This window comes from Streptomyces sp. NPDC034086 (assembly GCF_055575515.1).
Genome location: NZ_JBVISM010000001.1, coordinates 677,865 through 704,268, shown reverse-complemented (window position 1 = coordinate 704,268; position 26,404 = coordinate 677,865). Strand labels below are relative to the sequence as shown.

Below are 26,404 nucleotides of genomic sequence, written 5' to 3'. Positions count from 1 at the left end.
CGGGCGGCTACCGGGAGGGGAGCAGCCGGCCGGCGTCGAGGACCGCGGTCCGGTCGGCCAGGGCCTCGGCGGCCGCCCGGTCGTGGGTGATGAACACCAGGCTCAGCCCGTCCCGGTCCCGCAGCCCGGCGAGGTGGGCGAGGATGGCGTCGCGGGTCGCCGCGTCGAGTCCCGAGGTGATCTCGTCGCAGACCAGGACCGCGGGCTCGGCCAGCAGGGCCCGGGCCAGGGCCGCCCGTTGGAGTTCGCCGCCGGAGAGGGCGCCCGGGCGGCGCAGGGTCAGGTCCTCGGCCAGCCCCAGCGCCGCCAGGGTGCGTACGGCGGTCCGGCGGGCGGTGTCCCGGTCGGCGCCGCGCAGCCGGACGGCGGTGCGGCCGACCTGGTCGAGGACGGGCCGGTGTTCGTCGAAGGCCGCCTTGGGGTCCTGGAACACGTACTGCACGGCGGCCAGTTCGGCGCGGCCACGGGCGCGGAGACCGCGCCGCAGCGGGACCCCGTCGAGCAGGACCGCACCGTCGTACGCGGAGTGCAGGCCGGACAGGCAGCGGCCCAGGGTGGTCTTGCCGCTGCCGGACCGGCCGGTGACGGCGAGGCACTCCCCCGCCGCGACCGACAGCGTGACGCCGTGCAGGACGGCGACGGAGCCGCGCGCCGCGCGGTGGCGGGCGGTCACCTCCTGTACGGCGATCCTGGTGGCGGCGGGCCGGGCGGCGGACCCGGCGGCGGACCGCGGCCCGGGGAGCGCCGGCCGCGCGGGGGCGGGCAGCACCACGTCGGCGGGACCCCGGTCCACGACCCGGCCGGCCCGCAGGACGACCACGTCGTCGGCGAGCCGCCGTACGACGTCCGCGTCGTGGCTCAGCAGGACCACGGCGATGCCCTGCCGTGCGACACCGGCCAGCGCCTCGACGATGCCCTGTTTGGTGACCGGGTCCTGGCCGGTGGTGGGTTCGTCGGCGACGATCACCTCGGCTCCCAGGAGCAGTGCCTGGGCGATGACGACCCGCTGCTGCTGGCCGCCGGAGAGCTGGTGGGGGTAGCGGCGCAGCACCGCCTCCGGGTCGGGCAGCCGGGCCAGGCGCAGGGCGTGCTCGACGCGGTCCCGGACCTCGCGGCGGGTTCCGCCCCGCAGGGCGGCGATGTCCCGCAGGAGCGCTCCGGCCCGGCGGGCGGGGTTGAGGACGGCGGCGGGGTGCTGGGGCACGTAGCCGACGGCGCCGGGGCCGGGGGTGCTGATCCGGCCGTCGACCCGGGCGCCTGCGGGGAACTCGCCCAGGAGGGCGCGTCCGGTGGTGCTCTTGCCGCTGCCCGAGGGCCCGACGAGGGCGGTGATCCGCCCGGCGCGTGCCGTGAGGCTCACCCCGTCGACCAGCGTGCTGCCGGCCACTTCCACCCGCAGCTCCTCGAGTTCGGCTGCCGGGTTCATGCTCGGTCTCCCTTCCGGGCGGCCTTCGGCCCGGTGCGCAGTGCGGCGTCGAAGAGCAGGTTGGTGCCCATCGACAGGGCCGCGATGAGCAGCGCGGGGACCACCACGGCCCACGGCTGGAGGAACAGACCCGTGCGGTTGCGGTCGACCATCACGGCCCAGTCGGCGGCGTCCGGTTCGACGCCGATGCCGAGGAAGGCCGCCGTGGCGACCAGGTACAGGGCCCCGGTCAGGCGGGTCCCGGCGTCCGCGGCGAGGGTCCTGCGCATGCCGCGGAGCACGTAGCCGAACGCCGTGCGCCACCAGGACTCGCCCTGCATCCGCAGGGCCTCGACGGCGGGCCGGGCGCAGACCTCGGCCGCCGCCGCGCGCACCACGCGTGCGGCGTCCGGTACGGCGGCCAGGCCGACGAGGACGGCCAGGCCGGCCGGCCCGGGGGTGAGCGTCGCGGCCACCAGCAGCACCAGAAGGAGCGAGGGGACGGCGATCAGGACGTCGAGGGGCCGCATGAGGGTCTCCTCCAGCCAGGGGCGGCCGGTGAGCGCGGCCGTGAGTCCGAGCGGGACGGCCACCAGGTAGGCGAGTGCGGTGGCGGCGAGCGCCACGAGGACCACGGAGCGGCCGCCGAGCAGGACCTGGCGCCAGACGTCCCGGCCGGAGAAGTCGGTGCCCAGCCAGTGCCCGGCACCGGATGCGAAGGACACCGCGCGCGGACCTGCCGGCCCGGCGAACAGCGGTCCGAGGGCCGCCAGCAGCAGGGGGACGGCGATGAGCCCCACCGCGAGGGCGTATCCGGACGCGGGGCGCCTCACGCGACCACCTCCGCGCGGGGGGCGAGGCGGCGGGCGACCAGGTCGGCCCCCAGGTTGGCCAGGACGGTGACCACGCCGAAGACGACGGCCATGCCCTGGACGACGGGCACGTCCCGGGCGGCGACGGCGTCGATGAGCACGGTCCCCAGTCCCGGGATGACGAAGAGGGCCTCCACGACGATCACCCCGCTGAGCAGCCAGTCGCAGGTACGGGCCAGCTGCTGGGCGGCCGGGGCGAGGGCGTTGGGCAGGGCGTGCGTCCAGCGGACCCGGGCGCCGCCGACGCCGTAGCGCAGGGCCTGGGCGGCGTACGGCGAGGCCATCGCGTCGATCATCCCGGCGCGGACCAGGCGGCTGATGGTGCAGACGGGCCGGGAGACGAGCACCAGGACGGGCAGGACCAGCACGGCCGGCTCGGTGAGCGGGTCGGCGCCGACGGCCGTGGGCGGCAGCCAGCCCAGCCACAGCCCGAACAGGGTGGCGAGCAGCACCCCGAGGGCGAACTCGGGTACGGAGTGCACGGCCAGGGTGAACGCGCTGAGGGTCCGGTCCAGCGGGCCGCCCTCGCGCCGGGCGCACAGCACGCCGAGCCCCGCCGACAGGGGCAGCAGGACGGCGAGGGTGGCGCAGGCGAGGGTCACCGTGGGCCCGAGACCGCCGGTCAGGTAGCCGGTGACGGGCCGGCCGCTGACCAGGGAGGTGCCGAGGTCGCCCCGCAGGAGCCCGCCGGCCCAGTCCAGGAACCGTTCGGCGGCGGGCCGGTCCAGCTCCAGGGCCGCGCGGATCCGGGCGATGCGCTCGGGGTCGGGCTGGTCGCCGGCCAGGGCGACCGCCGTGTCACCGGGCAGGGCCTCGGTGAGGACGAAGACGAACAGGACGACGGCCGCCGTCTGCCCCGCACCGAGGAGCAGACGGCGGCCGGCCCAGTTCAGGTGCCGGGTCACGCGAGCCAGAGCTTGTCGAAGCGGGCCCAGTCGAGGGTGTTGGCGGGCGCCTTCCCCGAGACACCCCGCACGGAGGGTGCGGTGGCGACGATCCAGTCGGCGAAGCCCCAGATCAGGAAGCCGCCCTCGTCGTGCAGGCGGCGCTGCATCCGCTCGTACAGGGCGGTCCGTTCCTTCTCGTCGCGGGTGGACTGGGCCTGCTGGTACAGGTCGTCGAAGTCCTTCTGCCGCCACTTGGTGGCGTTGGTGGTGGAGCCGGTGAGCAGCCGCTGCGAGATGTGCGACTCGATGGGCATGGCGCCGGAGCGGTAGGAGGCGAAGGTGCCGTTGTCCAGGATGTCCTTCCAGTAGGTGTCCTTGTTGCCGACCTTGACGTCGACGGTGACCCCGGCCTTGGCGGCCTGCTCCCTGAAGATCCCGGCGGCCTCGACGAAGCCGGTGGCGGCGGGGGCGGTGTCCAGGGTGACCTTGAGGTTCTCGGCGCCCGCCTCCTTGAGCAGGGCGCGTGCCCGGTCGAGGTCCCGGGTGCGCTGCGGCAGGTCCGAGGCGTAGTACCGGTAGCCCTTGCCGAAGAGGTCGTTGCCGGCCTCGCCGGCGCCGGACAGGGCACCGTTGACGAGTTCCTCGCGGTCGGCGATGAGGAAGAACGCCTGGCGGACCCGCTTGTCGTCGAAGGGCGGCCGGTCGGTCTTCATGACGAACCCCTGCATGGAGCTGCCGGGCAGCCGGACGACCTCGATCTTCCCCTTGCCCTCGTGGGTGCGGGCGGTGGCCGGGCTCAGTTCGTGGGCGTACTGGACCTGGCCGCCGAGCAGGGCGCTGGTGCGGGCCGATTCCTCGGTGGCGACGACGAACTCGACCTGGTCGAGGTGGGGCGCGCCCTCCCAGTAGGCGTCGTTGCGCTTGACGACCAGGGACTTGCCGGGGGTGAAGGAGGCGAAGGTGAACGGCCCGGAGCCGACGGGCCTGTCGAAGGAGGTGGTGTCCTTGGGGACGATGTGGGCGCCGAACGCGGCGAGCACGTTGGGGAATTCGGCGTAGGGCCGCTTGAGCCTGAACTCGACGGTGTCCAAGCCGAGGGCGCGGCTGGCGGCCAGGTCGATGGGCTCCAGGGAGGCCTTGGCCCGGAAGGTGCCCTTGGGGTCGGCGATCCGCCGGTAGCTGTAGAGGACGTCCTCGGCGGTTACGGGCCGGCCGTCGTGGAAGGACGCCTTGCGCAGGGTGATCTTCCAGGTGTCGAGGGTGTCGTTGGGCTCCCAGCGCTCGGCGAGGCGTGGGACCGGCGCGAGGTCGGCGCCGAAGTCGGCGAGCTTGTCGTAGAGGGCCTTGGCGCGGGCGGCGTCGACGAACAGGTTGGCGGCGTGGGGGTCGAGGGTCTCGTTCGCCCCGCCGCCCGCGAAGGCGGCGCGCAGCGTGCCGCCGCGCTTGGGGCTGCCGGTGCCGGCGGACTTCCCGTTGTCGGCGGTCCTGCCGGTGTCGGCGGCGCAGCCGGCGGTGAGGGCGAGGGTGGTGGCGGTGGCGGTCGCGAGGAGGAATCCCCGGCGGGCGAGGCCGGTGCGGTGGTGGTTCACGGGGTGCTGTCTCCGTTGCTGTGCGGCGGGTTGGGCCGGGGGGCGAGCCGGGCGACGAGGTGCAGGCGGTCGGAGGTGACGGTGGTGTGCGGTACGTCCCCTTCGCGCCAGACCGGTTCGGTGCGGGGGCCGGGGCGGTCGTACAGGCCGAGGACCTCGAAGCCGGCGGTGGTGAGGAAGTACCGGAGTTCCTGGGGGAACAGCAGCCGCCAGGCGGAGTGCTGCTCCTGCCGGGCTCCCGGCGGGGTGTGGTCGTCGGCGGTCCAGGTGCGGCGGCGGCGCAGGAGTTGCGCGCCGTGGTCGATCCACAGGGTGGTGTGCGAGGTGTGGGTGGTGCCGCGCCGGGCGAAGGAGGCGGTGCGCGGCCCGTCGAGGAGTTCCGTGCTGCCGAGGAAGAAGGCGCCGTTGCGCATCTCCGCGACGAGCAGTCCGCCCGGGACGAGGTGGCGGCGGACGGCGGCGAGGCAGGAGGCGAGTTCTTCGTTGGTGTGGCAGTAGAGCAGGGCGCTGTCCAGGCAGAGGACGGCGTCGAAGGTGCGGCCGAGGTCGAAGTCGCGCATGTCGGCGAGGCGGTAGTCCGGGCCGGGGTGGCTGCGGCCGGCGTGGGCGAGCATGGCCCGCGCGGTGTCGATCCCGGTGACCCGGCGTCCGGCGTGGTGGTGGAGCCAGGCCGCGTCACGGCCGGTGCCGCAGCCGAGGTCCAGGACGCGGGGTCCCGCGCCGTGCCGGCGCAGGGTGTCCTCGGCCCAGCGTGCGGCGACCCGGTCGGGGTCGGGGAAGCGCTCTTCGTAGAGCTCGGGGTGGTCGGTGAGGAGGTTTCCGGTGCTCATCTGGTCTCGCTCAGGGGACTGGGGCCGCCGTGCGGGGCGGCGGGTGCCGCGCCCGGTGGCGTGCCCGGGACGTCTGCTTCCGGGGGGTGGGGGGCCGCGGGGCGGGGCAGGGCCCCGCGGCGCTGCAAGGCGGTGACGGCGGCCGCGGAGACCAGGCCGAGGGCCGTGCAGCAGGCGTACGGGAGCCAGGCCAGGCCGCCGCGGGTGGCCGCGTCCATGGCCCATCCGACGCCCGCGCCGACGGCCGCGGCGGCCACTCCGGAGACCGCGTAGAACAGGCCGTAGAAGGTGCCGGTGAGCTGCGCGCGGCCGAAGGCGGGGACGAGTTCCATGACGAACGGCTGGGCGGTCATCAGCCCGAGGGACAGCAGCAGCGCCCCCGCCAGGACCGGCAGCAGCAGCGCCGGATGGGTCCCGGTGGCCGCCGCCGTCAGCATCGGCGGTACGAAGCCCAGCCCGCCGAGGACCAGCCCGGAGGCGATCCACCGGCCCCGGCCGCCGCCCCGCGCGGTGAGCCGGCGGGTGAGGCGCAGTTGCAGCAGGAGGTGGGCGAGGGTCCCCACGGCGAAGACGAGCCCCACCGATCCCGCGCGGCCGGTGGCCTGCCGCGCGGCGTGCGGCAGCAGCAGGTAGAGCTGGCTCTCCATGCCGTACATCCCGACCATGGCGAGGGAGAAGGCCACGAAGCGGCGGTTGCCCGTGACCTCCCGCCAGTCGCCGAGGACGGAGCCGGCCGGTCGCGGCACGCGCCGGGCGGGCAGGACCGCGGCCTGCGCGAGGGTGAGCAGTCCGAACACCGCCGCCGCGGTGAGCGCCGCCGCCCGGAAGCCGCCGTACAGCAGCAGGCTGCCCAGCAGCGGCCCGATCAGCGCGCCCGCCGTGGCGAACACGTTGAACAGGGAGAACGCCTCGGCCTTGCGGTCGCCGGACTCCTGGGCGACGTAGGTCCGTACGGCGGGGTTGAACAGGGCGCCGGCCAGCCCGCTCAGCACCGATGCGGTGATCAGTACGGGCAGTGCGTCGCCGAGGGCGAACAGCGCGAAGCCGAGGGTGCGCAGGCCGCACCCCGCGATGATCACGCCGCGGGCGCCGAGGCGGTCGGCGGCGGAGCCCCCGATCAGGAACAGCCCCTGCTGGCTGAGGTTGCGCAGCCCGAGGACCAGGCCGGCCACGGCCGCCGACAGTCCGAGGTCGTCGGTGAGGTGGGTCGCCAGGTACGGGATGAGCAGGTAGAAGCCGATGTTGACGCCGAGCTGGTTGACGAGCAGGAGCCGCACGGCCGGCGGGAAGCCGCGCACCGCGGCGAGGGTTCTCATCGTCCCGCGCCCACGGATATGGAGGCGCGGGGCAGCACGCCCAGGCCGCCGCGCGGGGAGGCGGCCACGGTGCCGTCGGTGCCGCCGATGCCGGACCAGGGGTCGTCGGCGAGGAGCAGGTGCCCGTCGAGGTCGACCCAGCGGGCCCGGTCCACCAGGTGCACGGCGGGCGCGATGCCGAGCGAACTGGCGGTGAGGCAGCCGAGCATGAGGTCGGTGCCGCTGCCGTCCAGGGCGGCGTGGACGCGCAGCGCGTTCCGTACGCCCCCGCACTTGGCGAGCTTGACGTTGACCCCGTGGACCCGTCCGGCGAGGGCGGCGGCGTCCTCGTAGGTGACCGCGTCCTCGTCGGCGATCACGGGGATCGGGGAGGCGGTGGCGACCCGGGCCAGGGCGTCGGGCCGTCCGGCGGCGATGGGCTGTTCCACGGCGGTGACGCCGAGGGCCGCGAAGCGGGGCAGCAGGGCGTGGGCCTGGTCCTCGGTCCAGGCGCCGTTGGGGTCGAGCAGCAGGTCCGCGTCGGGTGCTCCGGCGCGGACGGCCTCGATCCGGGCCAGGTCCTCGGCGGGGTCAGGTGATCCGGCCTTGACCTTGAGGACGGTGAAGCCGCTCCCGGCGAGCCGGCCGGCCTGGGCGGCCGCGGTGACGGGCGCGACGATGCCGATGGTGCGTGCGGTGACCGCCGACGGCGGCAGGGGGCTGCCGAGGAGCTGGTGCGCGGGTTCGCCGGCCCGCTTGCCGACGAGGTCCAGTACGGCCGACTCGACGGCGGCGAGGACCCCCGCGGGCAGCTCCGCGCCCACGGGTCCCGCGGGGGCGAGTTCCGCCCAGGCGGTCTCGGGGTCCGGCAGGCGCTCCAGCGCCGGGCGCAGGGCGTTCAGGCGGCGCAGGACGCGGTCGGCGGGCAGTCCGAGGTAGACGCTGCTCACGGCCTCCCCCCAGCCGCGCAGCCCGCCGTGTTCCAGGCAGACCCAGACCGCGTCGCGGCGGGCCATCACGGAGCGGGAGATGCGCAGCGGTTCCGCCAGTTCGAGCGAGGTGGTGTGGCAGGTGAGTCTCATACGGCACCTCCGGGGGCCGGGACGCGGGGGGCGCGGGCTGCGCCGCCGGGGGCGGTGGCGGGATCGACGACGGTCCGGCAGCGGGTCCAGCCGAGGGCCTCGGCGGCCCGCGGGTGCGGGATCTCCAGCGGGCGGGTGGCGGGGGCGGTGGCGGTCAGCCCCTGGGCGCGGCAGAAGTCGTCGTCGTAGACGGTCCCGAGGTAGCGGTGCGGCCCGTCGGGGAAGACGGTGGCGACGACGGCGCCGGGCTCGGACCTGGCGGCCCAGGCGGACACCAGGGCGACGGCTCCGGTGCTCCAGCCGCCGCTGACGAAGCTGCCGCGCGCGAGCCGGCGGCAGGCGTCGACGGCCTCGGCGGCCCCCACCCAGTGCACCTCGTCGAACGCCCCGTGGCGGACGTTGGAGGGGTGGATGCTGCTGCCGAGTCCGCGCATCAGGCGGGGTCTGGCCGGCTGCCCGAAGATCGCGGAGCCGACGGAGTCGACGCCGATGACCTTCAGCCGGGGCCAGCGGCCGCGCAGCGGGCCGACCAGCCCGGCGCTGTGCCCGCCGGTGCCCACGCTGCACACCAGGACGTCGAGGTGGTCGAGCTGCGCGATGAGTTCGGCGGCCATGGAGCGGTATCCGGCGGGGTTGTCGGGGTTGTTGTACTGGTCGGGCCAGTACGCGCCTTCGGTACGGGCCAGGACCTCGCGCAGCCGGGTGATGCGGGCGGCCTGCCAGCCGCCACGGGGCGCGGGGCGGTCCACGAGTTCCAGGCGGGCACCGTAGGTGCGCAGCAACTGGCGCATGGACGGCTCGAGTTCGGTGTCGCCCACGAGGATGACGGGGTGGCCGAGGACCTGTCCGGCGAAGGCGAGCCCGATGCCCATGGTGCCGGAGGTGGACTCCACGACCGGTGCCCCGGGGCTCAGTTCGCCGCGCCTGCGGGCGCCGGTGAGCATGGACACCGCCGCGCGGGCCTTCATCCCGCCGGCGCCGAGGCATTCGAGTTTGGCCCAGAACCCGGGGTGGGGGTGGGGCAGGTCGGTGCGGACGCGGGCGACGGGGGTGCGCCCCAGCAGGGGCAGGAGGTCCGGGTTGGCGGCGGACCGGGACCGGTGCGCGGGCGGGGCGAGGGTCATGGACGGCCTCCGTAGCGGTGGATGACCCCGGGGCCGCCGTCGAGCCAGAAGAACGGGTACGGCTCGGCGGACACCGCGCTCACCCCGGCTCCGAGGAAGCGGGGCAGGACGGCGCTGCCGGTCTGGGCGAACATCACGAGTGGCTTCCCGGTCGTGGCGGTGTGCTCGAGCAGGGTCTGGAAGGAGCCGTTGCCGAGGGTCATGCCGGAGGCGAGGACGGCGCCGCAGCGTTCCAGGTGGGCGGCCGTGTCGGTGAGGACGGGCTCGCCCCATTCGGTGGTACCGCCCTTGAGGTCGCACGGCAGGTAGGCGAGGCCGCGGGCGCGCAGTTGTTCCAGGAGCGAGTTGACCACTCCGACCACCAGGACCGGCCGGTTCCCGCCGGACGGGGAGGGTGCGGCGGGCAGCAGGTCCACGACGGCGCGGGCGCGGGCCCGCGACCGGCTGAGCGAGCTGCCGGCCGGCAGGGGGTGCGGGCGGGCGCCGTTGTCCGGCGTGTGCGGGCGGACGTGGGCCAGGTAGGCGTCGAGCGCCGCGATCCGCACCGGCAGGAGCGGGTGGCCGAGGAGGTCGGCGACGGTGGCGCCCACGCAGTCGTCGAGGGCGCCCGGTGGCAGCGTTCCGGGCTCGACCGCGCAGGATCCGACGGCCGCGTCGAGCCGCAGGCTGAGCACCTCGTTGCGGTAACCGCCGCCGCGCCCTTCGTGCCGGACGGCCTGGGCGGTCGTGAAGGCGAGCGAGATCCGCTCGCCGGCGGGGTCGGGGCCGTACGCCCCGGCAAGGACCGCGTCGAGCAGCTGGCCGACGGTCCGGACGGCGGGGTCGGCCTGCGGGCGGCCGCCGGGCGGCATCGCCGAGGTCCGGAGTCCGGACGGGGAGGACGGGGTCACGCGGGCACCGCCGCGGAGGGCTCGTAACAGGGGCGCAGGCGGGCGAGGAGCCGCTCGGCCGCCGCGCGGGCGCCGCCCCCCGCGGTGTCGGCCGTCATGACGTGGCCGAGGTACTCGTTGTTGCTGGTGGCGGTCCGCACGGTGCGCCCCGGTTCGGCGAGGCTGAGCTCGAGCACCTCGGGCCGGGCCCGTACGGCTTGTGCGCCCTCGATGCCCGCGAGGACGCCGTCGGTGACGGGGAGCAGGAAGGAGATCGCGGCGCTGCGTACGCCGGTGGACCGGGGCGTGAGGTCGGGCGTGCGCCCCAGGGCGACGTCGACGCATGCGGCGGCCAGGTCGACGCCCGTGACGTGCCGGACGAGTTCGGTGATGCGGTTGCCGGCGGGGCGGGGGTTGACCTCGACCAGCCGGGGGCCGTCGGGCGTCAGTTTGATCTCGGTGTGGCAGACCACCTGGTCCAGGCCCAGGGCCTCGACCGCCGCCAGGGCGGTCCCGGCGGCCTCCGACGCCGTGGTCCCGTCGATGCCGGCGGGGAACATGTGGCCGGTCTCGACGAAGGCGGGCGCCCCGCCGACGCTCTTGTCGGTGATGCCCACGACGTGCGTGGTGCCGCCGTGGGACACGGTCTCGACGCTGACTTCGGGCCCGTGCAGCAGCTCCTCGAGCAGGATGACCGGCGCGCGGTCCTGGCCGCGCGCGTTGACCGGGAACTCTGCGAGGGCCTGGCAGGCCCGCTCCAGTTCGCGCTCGTCGCCGACCGCGCGGACCAGCATGCCCGCGCACAGGTCCACCGGTTTGACCACGAGCGGGTATCCGATCTCACGAGCGGCGGCGGCCGCCTCCCCGGCGTCCCGGCAGAGTGCGAACCGGGGCCCGGCCACCCCGGCGTCGGCGAGCACACGGCGCGTCAGGTCCTTGCGGCAGGCGGCCTCGACGGCCTCCGGGGAGGGCCCGGGCAGGCCGAGCCGGCGGGCGGTGTGCGCGACGGCGGGCAGGTAGTAGTCGCACGAGGAGACCACTCCGTCGAAGCCGAGGACGGCGTGCAGCCCCGCCACCCGCTCCAGGAGCGCGGCCGTGCCGTTGGTGTCCGCCGTGATGACGTTGCGGGCCGTGAGCAGCGGATGCGGCCCGTCCCCGGCGGGGTGCGCGCGCAGGTAGTGGTGCAGGTCGCGGGTCACGAACGTGAACTCGTGCCCGTCCTCCCGGATGGCCCTGGGCAGCAGCCTGCTCATCGACCCCACCCAGCTTTCGATCACCAGCAGATGTCCCACAGGACGTCCTCCCTGACTGCGTCGGCTCTGAGGACGCCGACGTTATAAGAAATCGTTTTCATTTCCAATAGCTTGGTTTTCCGATAGCCTGCGACCCCCCGGAACACGAGAGGCGGAGTGCGATGAAGGTGCTGACGCGGGATCAGAGGGTCGGTCCGTACACGGTGCGGCAGGCGAGGGCCGAGGACCTGCCGGGCGCCCGGAGCGTCATGCTGGACACCTTCTACCGGGAGTTCGGCTACGGGTACGTGCCGGACTGGCACTCCGACGTCGTCGACCTGGACGGCACCTACCTGCGGCATCCCCGCCACACCCTCGTCGTGGCCGTGTGCGAGGACGGCGAGGTGGCCGGCACCACCGCGCTCCATTCACGGGGCCCCGCCCATCCGCCGCACCCGCGCGCCCTCGCCGAGCGCTACCCCTCGGGGCGGACCGCGCAGTTGCTGCGCGTGTACGTGCGTCCCGGCCACCGGCGGCACGGGCTCGCCCGCGCGATGGTGCGCACCGCCTGCGCGTTCGCCGCGGCCGTACCCGGCTACGAACGCGTCTACCTGCACACCAACGTCGACGTCCCCGGCGCGGAACACTTCTGGCGCGAGATGGCCACCGAGGTCTTCGACGCCCGCACCACCGGGGAACACGGAGGCTTCGGCACCGTCCACTTCGAGATCCCCCTCCCCGTGGCGGGGGCCGCGCCGTCGCCCGCCTTCGCCCCCTCCCCGGCGGGCGCGGCGGTTCAGCGGCCGGCGTAGGGCAGCAGCGCCATCTCCCGCGCGTTCTTGACGGCGACGGCGAGGGCCCGCTGCTGCTGGGCCGTGACCCGGGTGACGCGCCGGCTGCGGATCTTGCCCCGGTCGGAGATGAACGTGCGCAGCAGGTCGGTGTCCTTGTAGTCGACGAAGGTGATCCCGGCCGCGTCGAGCGGGTTGGGGCGGGACCTCACGGGCGTGCGGGGGCGGGGGGTTCGGGCCATGGCGGTGTCTCCTTGTTCTGGACGTATCGGCTGCGGCCCCGGGCGGCCGCGGTCAGGCCGCAGGGCTCAGGCGGCGTCGAGGAGGGCGTCGAAGGCGGCCGGCAGGCGCTTCCAGCCCTCTCGCCCGGCCCCGTACTCCGCGTCCGTCAGGAGGCAGGAGTCCAGGAGCCGTTCGAGGCCGTCGCGGTCGAGGCCGGGCGAGGTGAAGACGAGGTGCTGGCAGCGGTCGCCGTGGTCGGGGTGCCAGTCGAGCGCGGCCGCCGCCCGGCGCACGGGCGGGACCATCTCCCAGGCCGCGTCGGGCAGTGACGCCAGCCACGGACCGGCGCTCTCCACGCACAGCGCTCCGCCGGCCGCGTCCCACGCGAGCAGGGTGTCCGGGCGGTCGGCGAGCCAGAACCGGCCGCGGCTTCGGGCGGCGGCACAGCACAGGTCCTCCAGCGCCCGGTAGAGGCGTTCCGGATGGAAGGGCCTGCGGCGGTGCCAGACGAACGTGGTGACACCGGCCTCGTCGGCGTCCTGGGGCAGGAGCGCACAGGCGGGGTGCTGCGCGGCCGCCGCGGCCTCGACGTCGAAACCGGCGAACGCGGCCCGGGCGAGATCGGCCGACGCGGCCCCCACACGGCGGGCGGTGGGGTGCAGTTGCGCGAGCAGGGCGTGGTCCTCGTCATCGGCCTCGTCACTGTCGACGACGGCGAGGACGGACGCGTACTCCAGCTGGCGGGCCCAGGTGTCGCCGACGGTCCGCTGATCGGTGGGGGCCGCGGCGAGTCCGGCCTCGGCGAGGTCGTCGCCGTTGGTGAGGCAGGGCAGGACCAGCGCGGGGTCCACCGCGGTGATCACGCCCGTCACGGCCATCCGTTCGCCGCCGTGCCCGGCGATGACCTCCGCCATGGCCTTCGGCTCGACCGAGTCCCACAGTTCGACCACGGCGAGCCGGGTCAGGCCGTCGTCCGCGATGCGCTCAAGCTCGGGCACCAGGTCCTCGCGCAGCGCGCAGCAGGCGCAGTCGTTGACCAGGGGCGTCCGCGCCCGGGACAGGACGCCGGAGGCGTCCCGCACCAGGCGGAGCACGGTGCCGTCCGGTGCCGCGGCGAGGTCGTGGTGGAGCGCCACGCTGCCCGGGACGGCCCGCAGCAGGCGTCCGACGACTTCCGTGCGGGCCTCGGCGTGGAGACCCGCGACGAGTACGACGGGCAGCTGGTGACCGCGGGCCATCAGCGGGCCCCGTAACGGCGCTCGAACCGTTCGACGCGGCCGGCGGTGTCGAGCACACGCGCGGTGCCGGTGTAGAAGGGGTGGCTCGCGGAGGAGATCTCCACGTCCACGACGGGGTAGGTGTGGCCGTCCTCCCAGTCGACGGTCTTGTCGCTGGTCATCGTGGAGCGGGTGAGGAAAGCGGTGCCGGAGGCGGAGTCGCGGAAGACGACGGGCCCGTAGGCGGGGTGGATCCCGGGCTTCATGGCAGGAGGCCTTTCGGTGGTGGGGCGGGGGGCGCGGAGTCGGCGCCCTTCGCGGAAGGCGGCGCGGCGGCCGGGTCTCGCGGTGACGCGGGTGAACGCGCCGTCCGTGAAGGGGCGGAGCCCGGTGACCGGGCGGATCCCGCCGCGTTCGTGCCGCTAGTATATGACAATGGTTTCCATTATCAACAAGGGGACCACCCGGAGAAGGAGCAGAACCATGTCCGCGCACTGCCAGCTGACCGGCGCCGAGCCCGGTTTCGGCAACACCGTTTCCCACTCGCACCGGCGCTCCTCGCGCCGCTTCGACCCGAACGTCCAGCGCAAGCGGTACTGGCTCGCCGGCGAGGGGCGCCACGTCCGCCTGACCCTCAGCGCCAAGGCGATCAAGACCGTGGACGCGATCGGCATCGAGGCCGCCGTGGCCCGGATCCGCGCCCGGGGAGGCAAGGTCTGATGGCGAAGAAGAGCAAGATCGCACGGAACGAGCAGCGCAAGGAGACCGTCGAGCGGTACGCCGCCCGGCGCGCGGAGCTCAAGGAGGTCATCCGCCGCGCGTCCTCCACCCCGGCCGAACGCGAGGCCGCCCTCGCGGAGCTGCGCCGCCAGCCGCGCGACGCCAGCGCCACGCGCGTCCGCAACCGCGACAGCGTGGACGGCCGCCCCCGCGGCCACCTGCGCAGGTTCGGACTCTCCCGCATGCGGGTCCGGCAGCAGGCGCACGCCGGATTCCTGCCCGGAGTGACCAAGTCCTCCTGGTAGCGGCGTTCCACGCCCGTACGCGTGCGGCACACCGACGCGGGGCGCGCAGCCCCGGCGGCCGCCGCACGCGTACGGGTCGCCAGATTTGATAATGGGATCCGTTTTCATATAACTTTCCCGTCCCACCGAGAACGAGGAGCCCCACCATGGCCGTCCCCAAGCGGAAGACGTCCCGCAGCAACACCCGTCACCGTCGCGCCCAGTGGAAGGCGACCACGCCCCAGCTCGTGCCGGTCACCGTCGACGGCGTCGTCCACCAGGTCCCGCAGCGCCTGGTGAAGGCGTACGAGCGCGGCCTCATCCACCCCGGGGGCTGACCTCGTGGCCCCCTACGCGCGCCTGCCGGTGACGGTCCTGTCCGGCTTCCTCGGCGCCGGGAAGACCACCCTGCTCAATCACGTCCTCGGCAACCGCGAAGGCCTGCGGGTCGCGGTCATCGTCAACGACATGAGCGAGGTGAACATCGACGCCGCACTGGTGCGCGGCGGCGAGGCGGCGCTCTCGCGCACCGAGGAGCGGCTGGTCGAGATGACCAACGGGTGCATCTGCTGCACCCTGCGCGACGACCTGCTCGAGGAGGTCGACCGGCTGGCGCGCGAAGGCCGGTTCGACTACCTGCTCATCGAGTCCAGCGGCATCTCCGAACCCATGCCGGTGGCCGCCGCCTTCTCCTTCCCCCGGGACGACGGCGCCACCCTCGGCGACCTCGCCCGCCTCGACACCATGGTCACCGTCGTCGACGCCGCCGGCTTCCTGCGGGAACTCGCCGGCGGGGACGAACTGGCGGCGCGCGGCCTCGACCAGTACGAGGACGACGAGCGGACGGTCAGCGATCTGCTCATGGACCAGGTCGAGTTCGCGGACGTCATCGTCCTCAACAAGCTCGACCTGGTCGGACCGGACGACGCCGCCCGGCTGCGCGCCATCCTCGCCCGGCTCAATCCCGAGGCCCGCCTGGTGCCGGCCGTACGCGGCCGGGTGGCGCTCGAACAGATCCTGGGCACAGGGCTGTTCGACGTGGAACGGGCTCAGCAGGCCCCGGGGTGGGTCAAGGAGCTCAACGGGGACCACGTACCGGAGACCGAGGAGTACGGCATCTCCTCGCTGGTGTTCCGCGCCGGCACGGCCTTCCACCCCGGCAGGCTCTGGACGTTCGTCACCAAGGGCCTGGACAGCGGGACCTTCGGCCGGATCCTGCGCTCCAAGGGGTTCTTCCGGCTCGCCGGCCGCCCCCGGGTGACCGGACTGTGGTCCCAGGCCGGCGCGGTGGCCCGGTTCGAGCCCGCGGGAGCCCGCGGCCCGGACTGCGCCCAGGGCCAGGAGCTGGTCTTCATCGGCACCGGTCTGCGCGTCGACGCGCTGCGGGCGGCGCTCGAGGCCTGCCTGCTCGGCCCGGACGAACCGGTCCCGGCCGAGGACGAGTTCCCGGCGTGGGAGACGTACGGCATCGACGACGCCTGCGAGCACGAGCCCGCCGCCGCGTCCGTGGCGGCGGCCGTCTGAGACTCCGGGCCGGGTGGTGCCGCGGCCACGGCACCACCCGGCCCGGCCGGCCCGCCCCGGCCGGCACTCCTCAGGCGTCCGGCGCGGTACGGGGGTTGCCGTAGTAGGCGTCCGGTCCGTGCTTGCGGGTGAAGTGCCGCGCCAGCAGGTGCGCCGGCGGCTCGGAGGTGTGCCCGAGGCGGGACCCCAGGGCCAGGGTGTGCAGCGCCATCTCCGCCACCGCCTCGCAGACGATGGCGTTCTCCAGCGCGGCCTTGGCGCTGGCGCCCCAGGTGAAGGGGCCGTGCCGCGAGACGAGCGCTCCGGGGACCTCGTCGGCCCGGCGGGGGTCGCCGTCGAGCCGGGCGACGATCACCTGTCCGGTGTTGTACTCGTAGTCCTTCGCGCACTGCTCGGCGGTGAGGTCCGCCGTGACGGGAACGGGCCCGTTGAAGGTGTCGGCGTGCGTCGTGCCGAGCACGGGGATCGGGCGGCGCGCCTGGGCGAAGGCGACGGCGTGCGCCGAGTGCGTGTGGGTGACGCCGCCGATGGAGGGAAAGGCCCGGTAGAGGCACCGGTGGGTCTCGGTGTCGGTGGACGGCCTGAGGTGCCCGTCGACGACCCGGCCGTCCTCCAGCGCCACCACCACCAGGTCCTCCTCGGTGAGGTCGGCGTACGAGACCCCGGACGGCTTGATGACGAAGACGCCGGCGTCGCGGTCCACTCCGCTGACGTTCCCCCACGTGAGGGTGGCGAGTCCGGCTTCGGGGATGCGCAGGTTGGCCGCGAGGACCTCGCGACGGAGGTCCTTGAGGAGGGTCTCGCTCACTACGCTCTCACCGTCTCTCCGGCATGCGCGCCGGTTCCCGTGCCGGCGTCCGGCAGGTCGCGCGGGCCGCGCACGGATGGGCTGGACCGATCAGGGCGGCGCGCCAGGCGCGCCGCTGCGCGGGCGCAGCTGCCCCGATGGAATTGTGAGCGCTAACACGCCGAAATCTCAAGAGGAGGAGAGAAGATTCCTGCCCGGACGGCCCTTTTCTCGCTGCATAATGTGAGCGCCAACATCGCTGCCGTGCCGCTCCGCTCCCGATCGGTCCGGGACGTGTGCGGGCCGCGGCCGGTTCGGTACCGTGAGGGAAGGCCGCTCGACGAGGAAAGGAAGAGGGTTGACCCAGCTCCCAGACGTCCCGCGAGCGCCCACGATGACGGACGTCGCGCGCGTCGCCGGCGTGTCACACCAGACCGTTTCCCGGGTGCTCAGCGACCACCCGAACGTCAGCGCCAAGACCCGGGCCGCGGTGACGCGGGTCATCGAGCAGCTGGGGTACCGCCGCAACTCGGCGGCCCGGGCCCTGGCCACGCGCCGGACCCACACGCTGGGCGTCATCGCGGTGAACACCACGCTGCACGGGCCCGCCAGCACGGTGGCCGGAGTGCAGGAGGCGGCCCGGGAGCGGGGTTACCTGACCTCCGCCGTCACGCTCCGGACCGCCACGCGGACGGCCCTCGCCGAAGCCATGCAGCACCTCGCCGGGTGGGGGGTGGAGGGGATCGTCGCCGTCACTCCCCAGCGCGACGCGGTCCGGGCCCTGGCGGCACTGGAGGCACCGTGTCCGGTGGTCACCGTGGAAGGCGGCCACACCCTGGACCTGCCGGGCGTGTCGCTGGACCAGAACCTCGGCGCCCGCCTGATCACGGAGCACCTCCTCGCCTCGGGCCACGCCACCGTGTGGCACGTCGCGGGGCCGCCCGACTGGCTGGAGAGCGAGGCCCGCACTCAGGGGTGGGAGGACGCGCTGCGCGAGGCCGGCGCCGAGGTGCCGCCCCTGCTGCGCGGCGACTGGAGTCCGCTGTCGGGGTACCAGGCCGGCCAGCAGCTCGCGGGCCGGGTACGGGCGTCACGGGGACGGGGGCCGGCCCTCACCGCGGTGTTCGTCGCCAACGACCAGATGGCCCTCGGCGTCCTGCGGGCGTTGCGGGAAGCGGGCCTGCGCACGCCGGAGGACGTGGCGGTCGCCGGCTTCGACGACATCCCGGAGGCGGAGTTCTTCCCGCCCCCGCTGACGACGATCCGTCAGGACTTCGCCTCCCTCGGCCGCGACAGCATCGGACTGCTCCTGGACCACATCGAGGGCCGGACGGACGAGCCGGCGCACCTGGTCGTGGCGCCCGAGCTCATCGTGCGCGCCAGTACGGCGCGCAGGATCCCGCCCGCCGGGGAATGACCTTGGCCGCCACCGCGCGGGGACCGCTCCCCCGCGGGCGGTGGGGCGGGGCGCCCCCCGCGCCGCGACCGCGTACGGCGCCCCGTCAGGCGGCAACGGTGGTGAAGGCGTACACCGTGGTGGACCGGTACGGCCGGCCCGGGCGCAGCAGGACCGCCGGGTAATCGGGGCGGTTCGGGGAGTCGGGGAAGTGCTGGGTCTCCAGCGCGACGCCCGCGTAGGCGCGGTACGGCCTGCCCCCCTTGCCCGTGATGTCACCGGTCAGGCCCTGGGCGGTGTGGACCTGGAGGCCCGGTTCCGTGGTGCGCACTTCCATGCGGCGGCCGGACGCGGGCGCGTACAGCACGGCGGCCTTCCCGGGGCGGGCCCGCGGAGCGCCGTCGAGGACCCAGTTGTGGTCGAAGCCACCGCCGGTGAGGGCCAGTTGCGGGTCCGCACGGGTCAGGGCGTCGGAGAGCCGCCGGGGCCGGCGGAGGTCGAACGGGGTTCCGTTGACCGGGCGGTGGGGGCCGTCGGGGATCAGCTCGGCGTCCACGGGGGTGTAGAGGGGCGCCTCCACCTGGAGGTGGTGGGAGAGGACGTTGCCGCGCCCCTCTCCTTCGAGGTTCCAGTACGTGTGGTTGGTGAGGTTGACGATCGTCGGCGCGTCGGCGACCGCCCGGTAGGACACGGTCAGGTGGTCCCGCCGGTCCAGCGCGTAGGTCACGCGGACGTCCAGGGCGCCGGGGAACCCCTGGTCGCCGTCGGGGCTGCGCAGGAACAGCCGGACGCCGGTGCGGTGCGCGGAGTGGAGGGGTTCGCAGCGCCACACGCGCTGGTCGAACCCGTCGGGGCCGCCGTGCAGGGTGTGCCCGTTCTCCTGGGTGGCGAGCCGGTGGGTGACGCCGTCGACGACGAGCCGGCCGCCCGCGATGCGGTTGGCGTAACGGCCCACCGTCGCACCGAAGTAGCGTGCGGGACCCTCGAGGGCCGCGGGGTCGAGGGCGGCGAGCACCACGTCGGCCGGGTGGCCCCAGCGGTCCGGCACGGTGAGGGAGTGGAGGCGGGCGCCGCGCGTGTGGACCTCCGCGCGGGCCCGGCCCGGGAAGCCGAACCGCCATCTCTCCCCCCTCCTCCCGCCGTCCGTGCGCAGGGGGCGGCCCGTCTGCGGACCGGGGGCGGTCCGCGGGGACCCGGTGGTCCGGCCGGCGGGTTCGGATGCGTGGGTCACGGCGGTGTTCCCTGGAAGTCGGTCCCTCGCGGGGGGGGCGGGCTGTGGTCGCGGCGGCACCCGAGCGCGTCGGCACGGGAGGTACGGGCGGCAGGGGGTGGCCGGATCAGTCGGCGGCGGGGCGGCGTCCGCTCATCAGCCGTTGCAGCACGATGAACACGAGCAGCAGGGCGCCGATGACGATCCGGGTCCACCAGGAGCTGAGCGTCCCCTGGAAGTTGACGGTCGTCTGGATCATGCCGAGGACGAGCACGCCCAGGGCGGTGCCCAGGACGAAGCCGGAGCCGCCGGTCAGGAGCGTGCCGCCGATCACGGTGGCGGCGATCGCGTCGAGTTCCATGCCCATGGCGTGGAGGGCGTAGCCGGAGAGCATGTAGAAGGTCAGCAGCAGGCCGCCGAGCGCCGAGCACAGGCCGCTGACCGCGTACACGCCGATCTTGGTGGAGCCCACCGGAAGACCCATCAGGCGCGCCGAGGACTCGTTGCCGCCCAGCGCGTACACGTTGCGGCCGAAGCGGGTGTGGTGCAGTACGACGAAGGCGGTCACCAGCACGGCCAGGGCGATGACGACCGGGATGGAGACGAAGAGTCCTCCGGGGCCGTACAGCCGGGTCTGCGCGACGGCCGCCGTGGCGGGGTCGCTGATCGTGATCGATTCGGTGCTGATGGTGTAGCAGAGCCCGCGGGCGAGGAACATGCCGGCCAGGGTCACGATGAACGGCTGGATCTCGAAGGTGTGGATGATCCAGCCCATGAGCGTCCCGCTCGCGGCGCCGACCAGCAGGACCAGGGGAATGACGGCGGCGAGGGGCCAGCCGTGCGATTCGACCAGCCACGCGGTGAGCATGGTCGACAGGGCCACCATGGAGCCGACGGACAGGTCGATGCCGCCGGTGAGGATGACGAAGGTCGCCCCGACCGCGACGACCAGGAGGAATCCGTTGTCGATGAGCAGGTTCAGGACGACCTGCGCGGAGAGGAAGCCCTCGTAGCGGACCGATCCGACGCTGAACATGCCCGTCAGCAGGACGGCCGTGACGATCAGCGGGATACGGGTGCGGGTGCGCGGGGACACCGTCGCGAAGGGGCGGGTGAGCTGTGCGGCGGCGGCCGCGATGCCGGTACTCATGCGCGTACCTCCTGCTGCTGCGGGGCGGCGCCCGCCGTGGGGTGCGGTCGGGGGGTGCGTGTCCCGCGGCGGCGCAGGGCCTTGGCCCGGAAGACGGGGGACTGCACCAGACAGACGACGATGACGACGCAGGCCTTGAAGACGAGGGTGGTCTCGGGCGGGACGCCGAGGGTGTAGACGGTGGTGGACAGGGTCTGGATGATCAGGGCGCCCAGGACGGTGCCGCCGAGGGAGAAGCGTCCTCCGGTCAGGGCGGTGCCGCCGACGACGACGGCGAGGATGGCGTCGAGTTCGATCCACAGGCCGGCGTTGTTGCCGTCGGCGCTGGAGACGTTGGAACTGATCATCAGTCCGGCGACGGCGGCGCACAGCGCGCTGAAGACGTAGACCAGGGCGAGCAGACCGCCGGCCCGGATGCCGACCAGGCGGCTGGCGGCGGGGTTGCCCCCCACGGACTCGATCAGCATGCCGAGGGCGCTGCGCCGGGTGACGAGGGCGGTGAGCGCGACGAGGCCCGCGGCCAGGAGGACGGCGAAGGGCAGGGTCAGCCAGTAGCCGCCTCCGATCATCTTGTAGGGGCCGCTGCTCACCGTGATGATCTGGCCGTCGGTGATCAGCTGGGCGACGCCGCGGCCCGCGACCATGAGGATCAGGGTGGCCACGATGGGCTGCACCCCCAGCCCGGAGACCAGGAAGCCGTTGGCGAGGCCCAGCACGAGGGCGACGCCGAGGGCGAGGGCGACGGCCGTGAGCATGGTGGCGACGCTGCCGGGACGCGTGGCGGTGGAGAGGTGCGCGCAGGCCACGGCCGCGGCGATGGCGACGGTGGACCCCACCGAGAGGTCGATGCCGCGGGTGGCGATGACGAGGGTCATGCCGAGTGCCACCAGGGTGAGGGGCGCGCCGAACTGGAGGATGTCGATGAGGCTGCCGTAGAGGTGGCCGTCGCGTACGCGGACGGAGAAGAAGTCGTGGTGGAAGGCGAGGTTGCCGAGGAGCAGGGCGAGGAGGACGAGGGTCGGCCACAGCAGGCGGTGGCCGGCCAGTCGTCCCCGGATTCCGCCGGCCGCCCCGGACGTGGCGGGCTGGGGGGTCATGAGTCCGCTCCGGTGGCGATGGTCGTGAGGATGCGTTCGGGTGTGACGGTGTCGTCGTTCCTGAGGGTGGCCACCATGCGGTGGTCGCGGAGCACGGCGATGCGGTGGCTCAGGCGCAGCACTTCTTCCAGTTCCGCCGAGATGAACAGCACGGCGGTGCCCTCGCCCGCCAGGCGGGCCACGAGTCTCTGGATCTCCGCCTTGGCCCCGATGTCGATGCCGCGGGTGGGTTCGTCGAGGATCAGGAGCCGGGGTCCGGTCAGCAGCCACCGCGCGAGGAGGACCTTCTGCTGGTTGCCTCCGCTGAGGTGGCGCACCTGCGCCTCCGGGTCGGCGGGGCGGATGTCCAGGGCTTCGATCCAGTGCCGTGCCAGTTCGTCCTGCTTCGCGCGGGCCAGCGGTCTGGTCCAGCCGCGGGCGGCCTGCAGGGCGAGGACGATGTTCTCGCGGACCGTGAGCTCGCCGACCAGTCCCTCGGTCTTGCGGTTCTCGGAGCAGAAGGCGACGCCCCGGGCGATGGCGTGGCGGGGGCTGCGCAGGAGCACCTTCTCGCCCTCGATGGACACGTCTCCGCCGTCCGCGCCGTCCGCGCCGAACAGGAGGCGGGCCGCCTCGGTGCGGCCGGAGCCCAGGAGGCCGGCGAGGCCGATGACCTCACCGGCATGGATGTCGAGGTCGTACGGTTCGATCGAGCCGGTGCGGGTCAGCTGCCGCGCCCGGAGGAAGGGCTCGCCGGCCGCCCGTTCGGCTGCCGTCTCGTGGGCGCGGCCGGACAGCTGGTCCAGGGTGGCCAGTTCGCCGCCGATCATGCGCTGCACCAGCGTCACCGGGGTGAGCGCGCCGATGGGGTACTCGCCTTCCAGCCGGCCGTTGCGCAGGATGGTGACGCGGTCGCAGAGGTCGAAGACCTGGTCCAGGAAGTGCGTGACGAACAGGATGGCCACACCGCGGTCCCGCAGGCGCCGCACCAGGGTGAAGAGCTGGGCGACCTCCTCCCGGTCCAGGCTGGAGGTGGGTTCGTCCAGGACGAGCACCTTCGCCGAGACGTCCACGGCCCGGACGATGGCGACCAGTTGCTGCACCGCCAGGGAGTGCGAACCGAGCGGACCGGTGACGTCGAGGTCGAGGTCCAGTTCCGTCAGCAGCTCCGCCGCGCGCCGGCGCAGCGCGGACCAGTGGACGAGGCCGAACCGGCGGGGTTCGCGCCCGATGAGGATGTTCTCGGCGACCGAGAGGTTGGGGCAGAGGTTGACCTCCTGGTAGACGGTGCTGATGCCGGCCTGCTGCGCCTGGAGGGGGTCCCCGAACGCGTGGGGCCGGCCGTGGACGAGCACGGTGCCGCCGTCGGCGGGGTGGACCCCGGTGAGCACCTTGATCAAGGTGGATTTGCCGGCGCCGTTCTCGCCCATCAGGGCGTGCACCTCACCGGGGAAGAGCCGCAGGGCGACTCCGTCGAGGGCGAGCACTCCCGGGAACTGCTTGCGGATGCCCTGGGCTTCCAGGACCGGCTGCGGGCCGCCGGTGTCCGCGGGCCGCGGGGTGGACGGGGATGCCATCCGCCCTCCTCTCGTGGGTGGGGTGGTGGAGCGGGCTCCGGAGGGCGGAGGAGACACCTGGGCCGGTCTCCTCCGGCACCGGACGGGCCGCGTCAGTACTTCCGGGACGGCAGCGCGGCCGCGGCCTTGTCCTGCGGAAAGACGCCTTCCTCGGTCTCGACGCGGGGCGGCACGTCCTCACCGGCCGCGACCTTCTTGGCCAGCTCCATCAACTGGTCGCCGAGCAGCGGGTTGCACTCCACCACGACGTTGATCTTGCCCTCGGTCATCGCGACGAAGGCGTCCTTGATGCCGTCCACCGAGATCACCTTGATGTCCGTGCCGGGCTTCTTGCCGGACTCCTCGATCGCCTGGATGGCGCCGAGCGCCATGTCGTCGTTGTGGGCGTAGAGGACGTCGATGTCCTTCTCGGACTTCAGGAACGCCTGCATGACCTCCTTGCCCTTGGCGCGGGTGAAGTCGCCCGACTGCGAGGCGACGATCTTGAACTTGCCGTCGGCGCGGATGACGTCGGCGAAGCCGGCCTTGCGGTCGTTGGCGGGTGCGGAGCCCGTGGTGCCCTGGAGTTCGACGATGTTGACCGGACCCTGCTCGTTCGCGTACGCGCCGGTCAGCCACTCCCCCGCGGACTTGCCCTCCTTGACGAAGTCCGAGCCGAGGAAGGTCTTGTAGAGGGAGGTGTCCTTGGTGTCCACGGCGCGGTCGGTGAGGATGACCGGGATGCCCGCGTCCTTGGCCTCCTTCAGCACGGTGTCCCAGCCGGACTCCACGACCGGCGAGAAGGCGATGACGTCGACCTTCTGCTGGATGAAGTTGCGTATCGCCTTGATCTGGTTCTCCTGCTTCTGCTGGGCGTCGGAGAACTTGAGGTCGATCCCGGCCTTCTTCGCCGCCTCCTGGACCGACTTGGTGTTGGCGGTGCGCCAGCCGCTCTCGGCTCCGACCTGGGCGAAGCCGAGCGTGATGGTGCCGCCGGAGCCCTTCTTGGCCCCCGGGGCGGAGGCGGAGCCGGGGTTCTCGGTGGAGCAGGCGGTCAACGCGGAGGAGGCGAGGAGGGCGGCGGCGAGTACGAGGGCTGCTCTGCGAGCCATGTCGGGGGTCCTTTCGGGGTGCGCGGAGGAGGCGGCGGCGAGAACACGGCGGCCGGGGCGGCCGTGACCGGGGCCGGGTGGAGAGGTCACCGGGGGAAGGGGGCGCCGTCGCATTGTGAGCGCTAACAAGTCCTGTTCTCAAGCCCCTTGCGTGCGTTACCTGTCCGTGACCACGCCGGATGCGGCGCCTGCGGGCCGATCGACCCGCCCGTCCGGCGCGCCCGGCGGCCGCTGCGCCGCAGAAGCGCGCACACGACCGCCCGAACCCCTTGCCTCGCGGCATTGTTAGCGCTCACACTGCGGGGGTCACCGATCAAGCGGGCCGAACCGCCGGGACCGCGGGCCGGCCGCTCCGGCCCGCCGGACCGTCCGCCGTCCGCCGGACCGTCCGCCGCCCGCCGCCGTCCGATTCCACCGAAAGGCACTCCGTTGACGTCACCCCATCCCCTCGCGCCCACGCCCCCCTCCGAGGAACCGGAGCAGTACACGGTCGGCGTCGACTTCGGCACGCTGTCGGGCCGCGCCGTGGTGGTGCGGGTCCGCGACGGTCAGGAGCTGGCCGCGGCGGTCCACCCCTACCGGCACGGGGTCATCGACCGGCACCTGCCGCACGGCGGCGCGCGGCTTCCCCCGGACTGGGCCCTGCAGCACCCGCAGGACTGGCGGGACGTGCTGTGCCGGGCCGTCCCGGAGGCGGTGGCGGCGGCCGGGGTGGATCCCGCCGCGGTGATCGGCATCGCCACCGACTTCACCGCCTGCACCGTGCTGCCCGCGCTGGCCGACGGCACGCCCCTCGCCGAGACCGCACTCGCCGTACGGCCCCACGCCTGGCCCAAGCTGTGGAAGCACCACGCGGCCCAGCCGTACGCCGACCGCATCAACGAACTCGCCCACGCCCGAGGGGAGAAGTGGATCGGCCGCTACGGCGGGCGGATCTCCGCCGAATGGCAGTTCGCGAAGGCCCTTCAGGTCCTGGAGGAGGATCCGCTCGTCTACGACACCTGCGCGCGGTGGATCGAGGCCGCCGACTGGATCGTGTGGCAGCTCACCGGAACCGAGTCCCGCAACGCCTGCACGGCCGGGTACAAGGGCATCCACCAGGACGGCGCCTACCCGGACGAGGAGTACCTGGCCGCGCTGAACCCGCGGTTCGCCGACTTCGCGCGCACCCGCCTCGAGTTCCCCCTCTCCCCGCTGGGTTCCCGCGCGGGCTCGCTGAGCACGGAGGCGGCGGCGTGGACGGGACTGCGCCCCGGCATCGCCGTGGCCGCGGGCAACGTCGACGCCCATGTCACCGCGGCGGCGGCCCGGGCCGTCGAGGACGGGCAGCTGCTCGCCATCATGGGGACCTCCACCTGCCACGTCGTCAACGCCCCCGTCCTCGCCGAAGTCCCCGGCATCTGCGGTGTCGTCAACGGGGGGATCATCGAGGGGGCCTACGGCTACGAGGCCGGCCAGAGCGCGGTCGGCGACCTCTTCGCCTGGGTGCTGGACCAGGGCGTCCCCGCCGAGTACCTCGCCGAGGCCGCCGACCGCGGCGAGGACCTGCACGCCCTGCTGACCCGCAAGGCCGCCGGGCAACCGGTCGGTGCCCACGGACTGGTCGCCCTCGACTGGCTGAACGGCAACCGTTCGGTCCTCGTCGACCACCACCTCTCCGGGGTCGTCGTGGGCCTCACCCTCGCGACCCGCCCCGAGGACGTCTACCGGGCACTGCTCGAGGCGACCGCGTTCGGCACCCGCGTCATCGTGGAGGCGCTGGAGGCGGGCGGGGTACCGGTGCGCGAGTTCATCGTCGCCGGCGGACTGGCCAAGAACGAACTGCTGATGCAGATCTACTCCGACGTGCTGCGCCGCCCCGTGTCCCTCGCCGCGTCCGGCCAGGGCCCCGCCCTCGGGTCGGCCATCCACGCCGCCGTGGCCGCCGGCGCCCACCCCGACGTCCGCACGGCCACCGCCGCCATGGGCCGCCGGCGGCCGGCCGTCTACACGCCCGACGCCTCACGGGCCGACGCCTACGACGCCCTCTTCGCCGAATACCGGCTCCTGCACGACCACTTCGGCACCGGCGGCATGCTGCACCGGCTGAGGAGCATCCGCGACACGGCCCGCTCCGGGGACTGACCCCCAGCCCCCTGCCCGACACCACATCCCCGCCCCCAGCCGCCCTCACG

26 protein-coding genes are annotated in these 26,404 nt (G+C 74.0%); 7 read left to right on the top strand and 19 right to left on the bottom strand.

Annotation, left to right across the window (positions count from 1 at the left end; all coding sequences use genetic code 11):
* Window positions 1–7: 7 nt before the first annotated feature.
* From ACZ514_RS03190 to ACZ514_RS03145, 10 genes are read right to left on the bottom strand one after another with little or no spacing between them, the layout of a single operon-like run.
* Window positions 8–1,426 (bottom strand): ABC transporter ATP-binding protein, encoded by a 1,419-nt coding sequence (locus ACZ514_RS03190; RefSeq protein ID WP_469123962.1) that lies wholly within the window; start codon window positions 1,424–1,426, stop codon window positions 8–10.
* Window positions 1,423–2,238 (bottom strand): ABC transporter permease subunit, encoded by an 816-nt coding sequence (locus ACZ514_RS03185; protein WP_469123961.1) that lies wholly within the window; start codon window positions 2,236–2,238, stop codon window positions 1,423–1,425. Before ACZ514_RS03185 ends, ACZ514_RS03190 begins: the two co-directional genes overlap by 4 nt.
* Window positions 2,235–3,191, bottom strand: coding sequence for an ABC transporter permease (locus tag ACZ514_RS03180; protein WP_469124188.1), 957 nt, complete (start codon window positions 3,189–3,191; stop codon window positions 2,235–2,237). The genes ACZ514_RS03185 and ACZ514_RS03180 overlap by 4 nt, the downstream gene beginning before the upstream one ends.
* Window positions 3,179–4,753 (bottom strand): ABC transporter substrate-binding protein, encoded by a 1,575-nt coding sequence (locus tag ACZ514_RS03175; protein WP_469123960.1) that lies wholly within the window; start codon window positions 4,751–4,753, stop codon window positions 3,179–3,181. Before ACZ514_RS03175 ends, ACZ514_RS03180 begins: the two co-directional genes overlap by 13 nt.
* Entirely contained in the window at window positions 4,750–5,583 is an 834-nt protein-coding gene (locus tag ACZ514_RS03170) for a class I SAM-dependent DNA methyltransferase (RefSeq protein ID WP_468162738.1), read from the bottom strand. Before ACZ514_RS03170 ends, ACZ514_RS03175 begins: the two co-directional genes overlap by 4 nt.
* The gene (locus ACZ514_RS03165) at window positions 5,580–6,899 is read right to left on the bottom strand and encodes an MFS transporter (RefSeq protein ID WP_469123959.1); all 1,320 of its coding nucleotides are present in this window, start codon (window positions 6,897–6,899) and stop codon (window positions 5,580–5,582) included. The genes ACZ514_RS03170 and ACZ514_RS03165 overlap by 4 nt, the downstream gene beginning before the upstream one ends.
* On the bottom strand, window positions 6,896–7,960 hold the full coding sequence (locus tag ACZ514_RS03160; protein ID WP_468162740.1) for a dipeptide epimerase: 1,065 nt from the start codon (window positions 7,958–7,960) through the stop codon (window positions 6,896–6,898). Before ACZ514_RS03160 ends, ACZ514_RS03165 begins: the two co-directional genes overlap by 4 nt.
* Window positions 7,957–9,084: a PLP-dependent cysteine synthase family protein gene (locus ACZ514_RS03155; protein WP_469123958.1), complete on the bottom strand. Its 1,128-nt coding sequence runs from the start codon at window positions 9,082–9,084 to the stop codon at window positions 7,957–7,959. Before ACZ514_RS03155 ends, ACZ514_RS03160 begins: the two co-directional genes overlap by 4 nt.
* Window positions 9,081–9,935, bottom strand: a complete 855-nt coding sequence (locus tag ACZ514_RS03150) for a hypothetical protein (protein WP_469124187.1) — start codon at window positions 9,933–9,935, stop codon at window positions 9,081–9,083. The genes ACZ514_RS03155 and ACZ514_RS03150 overlap by 4 nt, the downstream gene beginning before the upstream one ends.
* A gap of 35 nt (window positions 9,936–9,970) precedes the next feature.
* Window positions 9,971–11,245: an ATP-grasp domain-containing protein gene (locus tag ACZ514_RS03145; protein ID WP_469123957.1), complete on the bottom strand. Its 1,275-nt coding sequence runs from the start codon at window positions 11,243–11,245 to the stop codon at window positions 9,971–9,973.
* A gap of 122 nt (window positions 11,246–11,367) precedes the next feature.
* Here ACZ514_RS03145 and ACZ514_RS03140 point away from each other — a divergent pair, with 122 nt between their 5' ends.
* Entirely contained in the window at window positions 11,368–11,997 is a 630-nt protein-coding gene (locus ACZ514_RS03140; protein WP_468694907.1) for a GNAT family N-acetyltransferase, read from the top strand.
* Here ACZ514_RS03140 and rpsR read toward each other — a convergent pair.
* The 3 genes from rpsR to ACZ514_RS03125 form a co-directional block, all read right to left on the bottom strand.
* Complete coding sequence (gene rpsR, locus ACZ514_RS03135; RefSeq protein ID WP_468162748.1) at window positions 11,982–12,218, bottom strand: 30S ribosomal protein S18; 237 nt, start codon at window positions 12,216–12,218, stop codon at window positions 11,982–11,984. The genes ACZ514_RS03140 and rpsR overlap by 16 nt on opposite strands.
* Window positions 12,219–12,284: 66 nt before the next feature.
* Window positions 12,285–13,436, bottom strand: a complete 1,152-nt coding sequence (locus ACZ514_RS03130) for a CobW family GTP-binding protein (protein ID WP_468162750.1) — start codon at window positions 13,434–13,436, stop codon at window positions 12,285–12,287.
* Window positions 13,436–13,681: a type B 50S ribosomal protein L31 gene (locus ACZ514_RS03125; protein ID WP_384532069.1), complete on the bottom strand. Its 246-nt coding sequence runs from the start codon at window positions 13,679–13,681 to the stop codon at window positions 13,436–13,438. The genes ACZ514_RS03130 and ACZ514_RS03125 overlap by 1 nt, the downstream gene beginning before the upstream one ends.
* Window positions 13,682–13,898: 217 nt before the next feature.
* Between ACZ514_RS03125 and rpmB the strand changes: the two genes are divergently transcribed.
* The 4 genes from rpmB (at window position 13,899) to ACZ514_RS03105 (ending at window position 15,943) form a co-directional block, all read left to right on the top strand.
* On the top strand, window positions 13,899–14,135 hold the full coding sequence (rpmB, locus tag ACZ514_RS03120) for a 50S ribosomal protein L28 (RefSeq protein WP_469123956.1): 237 nt from the start codon (window positions 13,899–13,901) through the stop codon (window positions 14,133–14,135).
* Window positions 14,135–14,440: a 30S ribosomal protein S14 gene (rpsN, locus tag ACZ514_RS03115; protein WP_469123955.1), complete on the top strand. Its 306-nt coding sequence runs from the start codon at window positions 14,135–14,137 to the stop codon at window positions 14,438–14,440. The genes rpmB and rpsN overlap by 1 nt, the downstream gene beginning before the upstream one ends.
* Window positions 14,441–14,586: 146 nt before the next feature.
* The gene (gene rpmF / locus ACZ514_RS03110; protein ID WP_468694916.1) at window positions 14,587–14,757 is read left to right on the top strand and encodes a 50S ribosomal protein L32; all 171 of its coding nucleotides are present in this window, start codon (window positions 14,587–14,589) and stop codon (window positions 14,755–14,757) included.
* A 4-nt stretch (window positions 14,758–14,761) separates the two neighbouring features.
* Window positions 14,762–15,943: a GTP-binding protein gene (locus ACZ514_RS03105; RefSeq protein WP_469123954.1), complete on the top strand. Its 1,182-nt coding sequence runs from the start codon at window positions 14,762–14,764 to the stop codon at window positions 15,941–15,943.
* 70 nt (window positions 15,944–16,013) lie between these two features.
* On the opposite strand, the gene araD is transcribed toward ACZ514_RS03105, so the two are convergent.
* Entirely contained in the window at window positions 16,014–16,751 is a 738-nt protein-coding gene (gene araD / locus ACZ514_RS03100) for an L-ribulose-5-phosphate 4-epimerase AraD (RefSeq protein ID WP_469123953.1), read from the bottom strand.
* Between the two features lie 373 nt (window positions 16,752–17,124).
* Here araD and ACZ514_RS03095 point away from each other — a divergent pair, with 373 nt between their 5' ends.
* Entirely contained in the window at window positions 17,125–18,147 is a 1,023-nt protein-coding gene (locus ACZ514_RS03095; RefSeq protein WP_468163333.1) for a LacI family DNA-binding transcriptional regulator, read from the top strand.
* 85 nt (window positions 18,148–18,232) lie between these two features.
* On the opposite strand, the gene ACZ514_RS03090 is transcribed toward ACZ514_RS03095, so the two are convergent.
* From ACZ514_RS03090 to ACZ514_RS03070, 5 genes are all read right to left on the bottom strand, one after another.
* Window positions 18,233–19,357: an aldose epimerase family protein gene (locus ACZ514_RS03090; protein ID WP_469123952.1), complete on the bottom strand. Its 1,125-nt coding sequence runs from the start codon at window positions 19,355–19,357 to the stop codon at window positions 18,233–18,235.
* Between the two features lie 106 nt (window positions 19,358–19,463).
* Entirely contained in the window at window positions 19,464–20,486 is a 1,023-nt protein-coding gene (gene yjfF, locus ACZ514_RS03085; RefSeq protein WP_469123951.1) for a galactofuranose ABC transporter, permease protein YjfF, read from the bottom strand.
* Window positions 20,483–21,583 carry an ABC transporter permease gene (locus tag ACZ514_RS03080; protein WP_468694923.1) on the bottom strand — a complete coding sequence of 367 codons (1,101 nt, stop codon included), beginning with the start codon at window positions 21,581–21,583 and terminating at the stop codon, window positions 20,483–20,485. Before ACZ514_RS03080 ends, yjfF begins: the two co-directional genes overlap by 4 nt.
* A complete protein-coding gene (locus ACZ514_RS03075) occupies window positions 21,580–23,139 on the bottom strand; it encodes a sugar ABC transporter ATP-binding protein (protein WP_468162771.1) in 1,560 nt (519 codons plus the stop codon). Before ACZ514_RS03075 ends, ACZ514_RS03080 begins: the two co-directional genes overlap by 4 nt.
* Before the next feature lie 92 nt (window positions 23,140–23,231).
* Window positions 23,232–24,230, bottom strand: coding sequence for an ABC transporter substrate-binding protein (locus ACZ514_RS03070; RefSeq protein ID WP_468694928.1), 999 nt, complete (start codon window positions 24,228–24,230; stop codon window positions 23,232–23,234).
* Between the two features lie 429 nt (window positions 24,231–24,659).
* Between ACZ514_RS03070 and ACZ514_RS03065 the strand changes: the two genes are divergently transcribed.
* Window positions 24,660–26,354: a ribulokinase gene (locus tag ACZ514_RS03065; RefSeq protein WP_469123950.1), complete on the top strand. Its 1,695-nt coding sequence runs from the start codon at window positions 24,660–24,662 to the stop codon at window positions 26,352–26,354.
* Window positions 26,355–26,404 lie beyond the last annotated feature (50 nt).

What these genes read in the sequence shown, in the direction of transcription:
- ACZ514_RS03190 (WP_469123962.1), bottom strand. Translation starts at nt 1,426, where the DNA reads ATGAACCCGGCAGCCGAACTCGAGGAGCTGCGGGTGGAAGTGGCCGGC.
- ACZ514_RS03170 (WP_468162738.1), bottom strand. Translation starts at nt 5,583, where the DNA reads ATGAGCACCGGAAACCTCCTCACCGACCACCCCGAGCTCTACGAAGAG.
- ACZ514_RS03165 (WP_469123959.1), bottom strand. Translation starts at nt 6,899, where the DNA reads ATGAGAACCCTCGCCGCGGTGCGCGGCTTCCCGCCGGCCGTGCGGCTC.
- ACZ514_RS03160 (WP_468162740.1), bottom strand. Translation starts at nt 7,960, where the DNA reads ATGAGACTCACCTGCCACACCACCTCGCTCGAACTGGCGGAACCGCTG.
- ACZ514_RS03155 (WP_469123958.1), bottom strand. Translation starts at nt 9,084, where the DNA reads ATGACCCTCGCCCCGCCCGCGCACCGGTCCCGGTCCGCCGCCAACCCG.
- ACZ514_RS03150 (WP_469124187.1), bottom strand. Translation starts at nt 9,935, where the DNA reads ATGCCGCCCGGCGGCCGCCCGCAGGCCGACCCCGCCGTCCGGACCGTC.
- ACZ514_RS03140 (WP_468694907.1), top strand. Translation starts at nt 11,368, where the DNA reads ATGAAGGTGCTGACGCGGGATCAGAGGGTCGGTCCGTACACGGTGCGG.
- rpsR (WP_468162748.1), bottom strand. Translation starts at nt 12,218, where the DNA reads ATGGCCCGAACCCCCCGCCCCCGCACGCCCGTGAGGTCCCGCCCCAAC.
- ACZ514_RS03130 (WP_468162750.1), bottom strand. Translation starts at nt 13,436, where the DNA reads ATGGCCCGCGGTCACCAGCTGCCCGTCGTACTCGTCGCGGGTCTCCAC.
- ACZ514_RS03125 (WP_384532069.1), bottom strand. Translation starts at nt 13,681, where the DNA reads ATGAAGCCCGGGATCCACCCCGCCTACGGGCCCGTCGTCTTCCGCGAC.
- rpmB (WP_469123956.1), top strand. Translation starts at nt 13,899, where the DNA reads ATGTCCGCGCACTGCCAGCTGACCGGCGCCGAGCCCGGTTTCGGCAAC.
- rpsN (WP_469123955.1), top strand. Translation starts at nt 14,135, where the DNA reads ATGGCGAAGAAGAGCAAGATCGCACGGAACGAGCAGCGCAAGGAGACC.
- rpmF (WP_468694916.1), top strand. Translation starts at nt 14,587, where the DNA reads ATGGCCGTCCCCAAGCGGAAGACGTCCCGCAGCAACACCCGTCACCGT.
- ACZ514_RS03095 (WP_468163333.1), top strand. Translation starts at nt 17,125, where the DNA reads ATGACGGACGTCGCGCGCGTCGCCGGCGTGTCACACCAGACCGTTTCC.
- yjfF (WP_469123951.1), bottom strand. Translation starts at nt 20,486, where the DNA reads ATGAGTACCGGCATCGCGGCCGCCGCCGCACAGCTCACCCGCCCCTTC.
- ACZ514_RS03080 (WP_468694923.1), bottom strand. Translation starts at nt 21,583, where the DNA reads ATGACCCCCCAGCCCGCCACGTCCGGGGCGGCCGGCGGAATCCGGGGA.
- ACZ514_RS03075 (WP_468162771.1), bottom strand. Translation starts at nt 23,139, where the DNA reads ATGGCATCCCCGTCCACCCCGCGGCCCGCGGACACCGGCGGCCCGCAG.
- ACZ514_RS03070 (WP_468694928.1), bottom strand. Translation starts at nt 24,230, where the DNA reads ATGGCTCGCAGAGCAGCCCTCGTACTCGCCGCCGCCCTCCTCGCCTCC.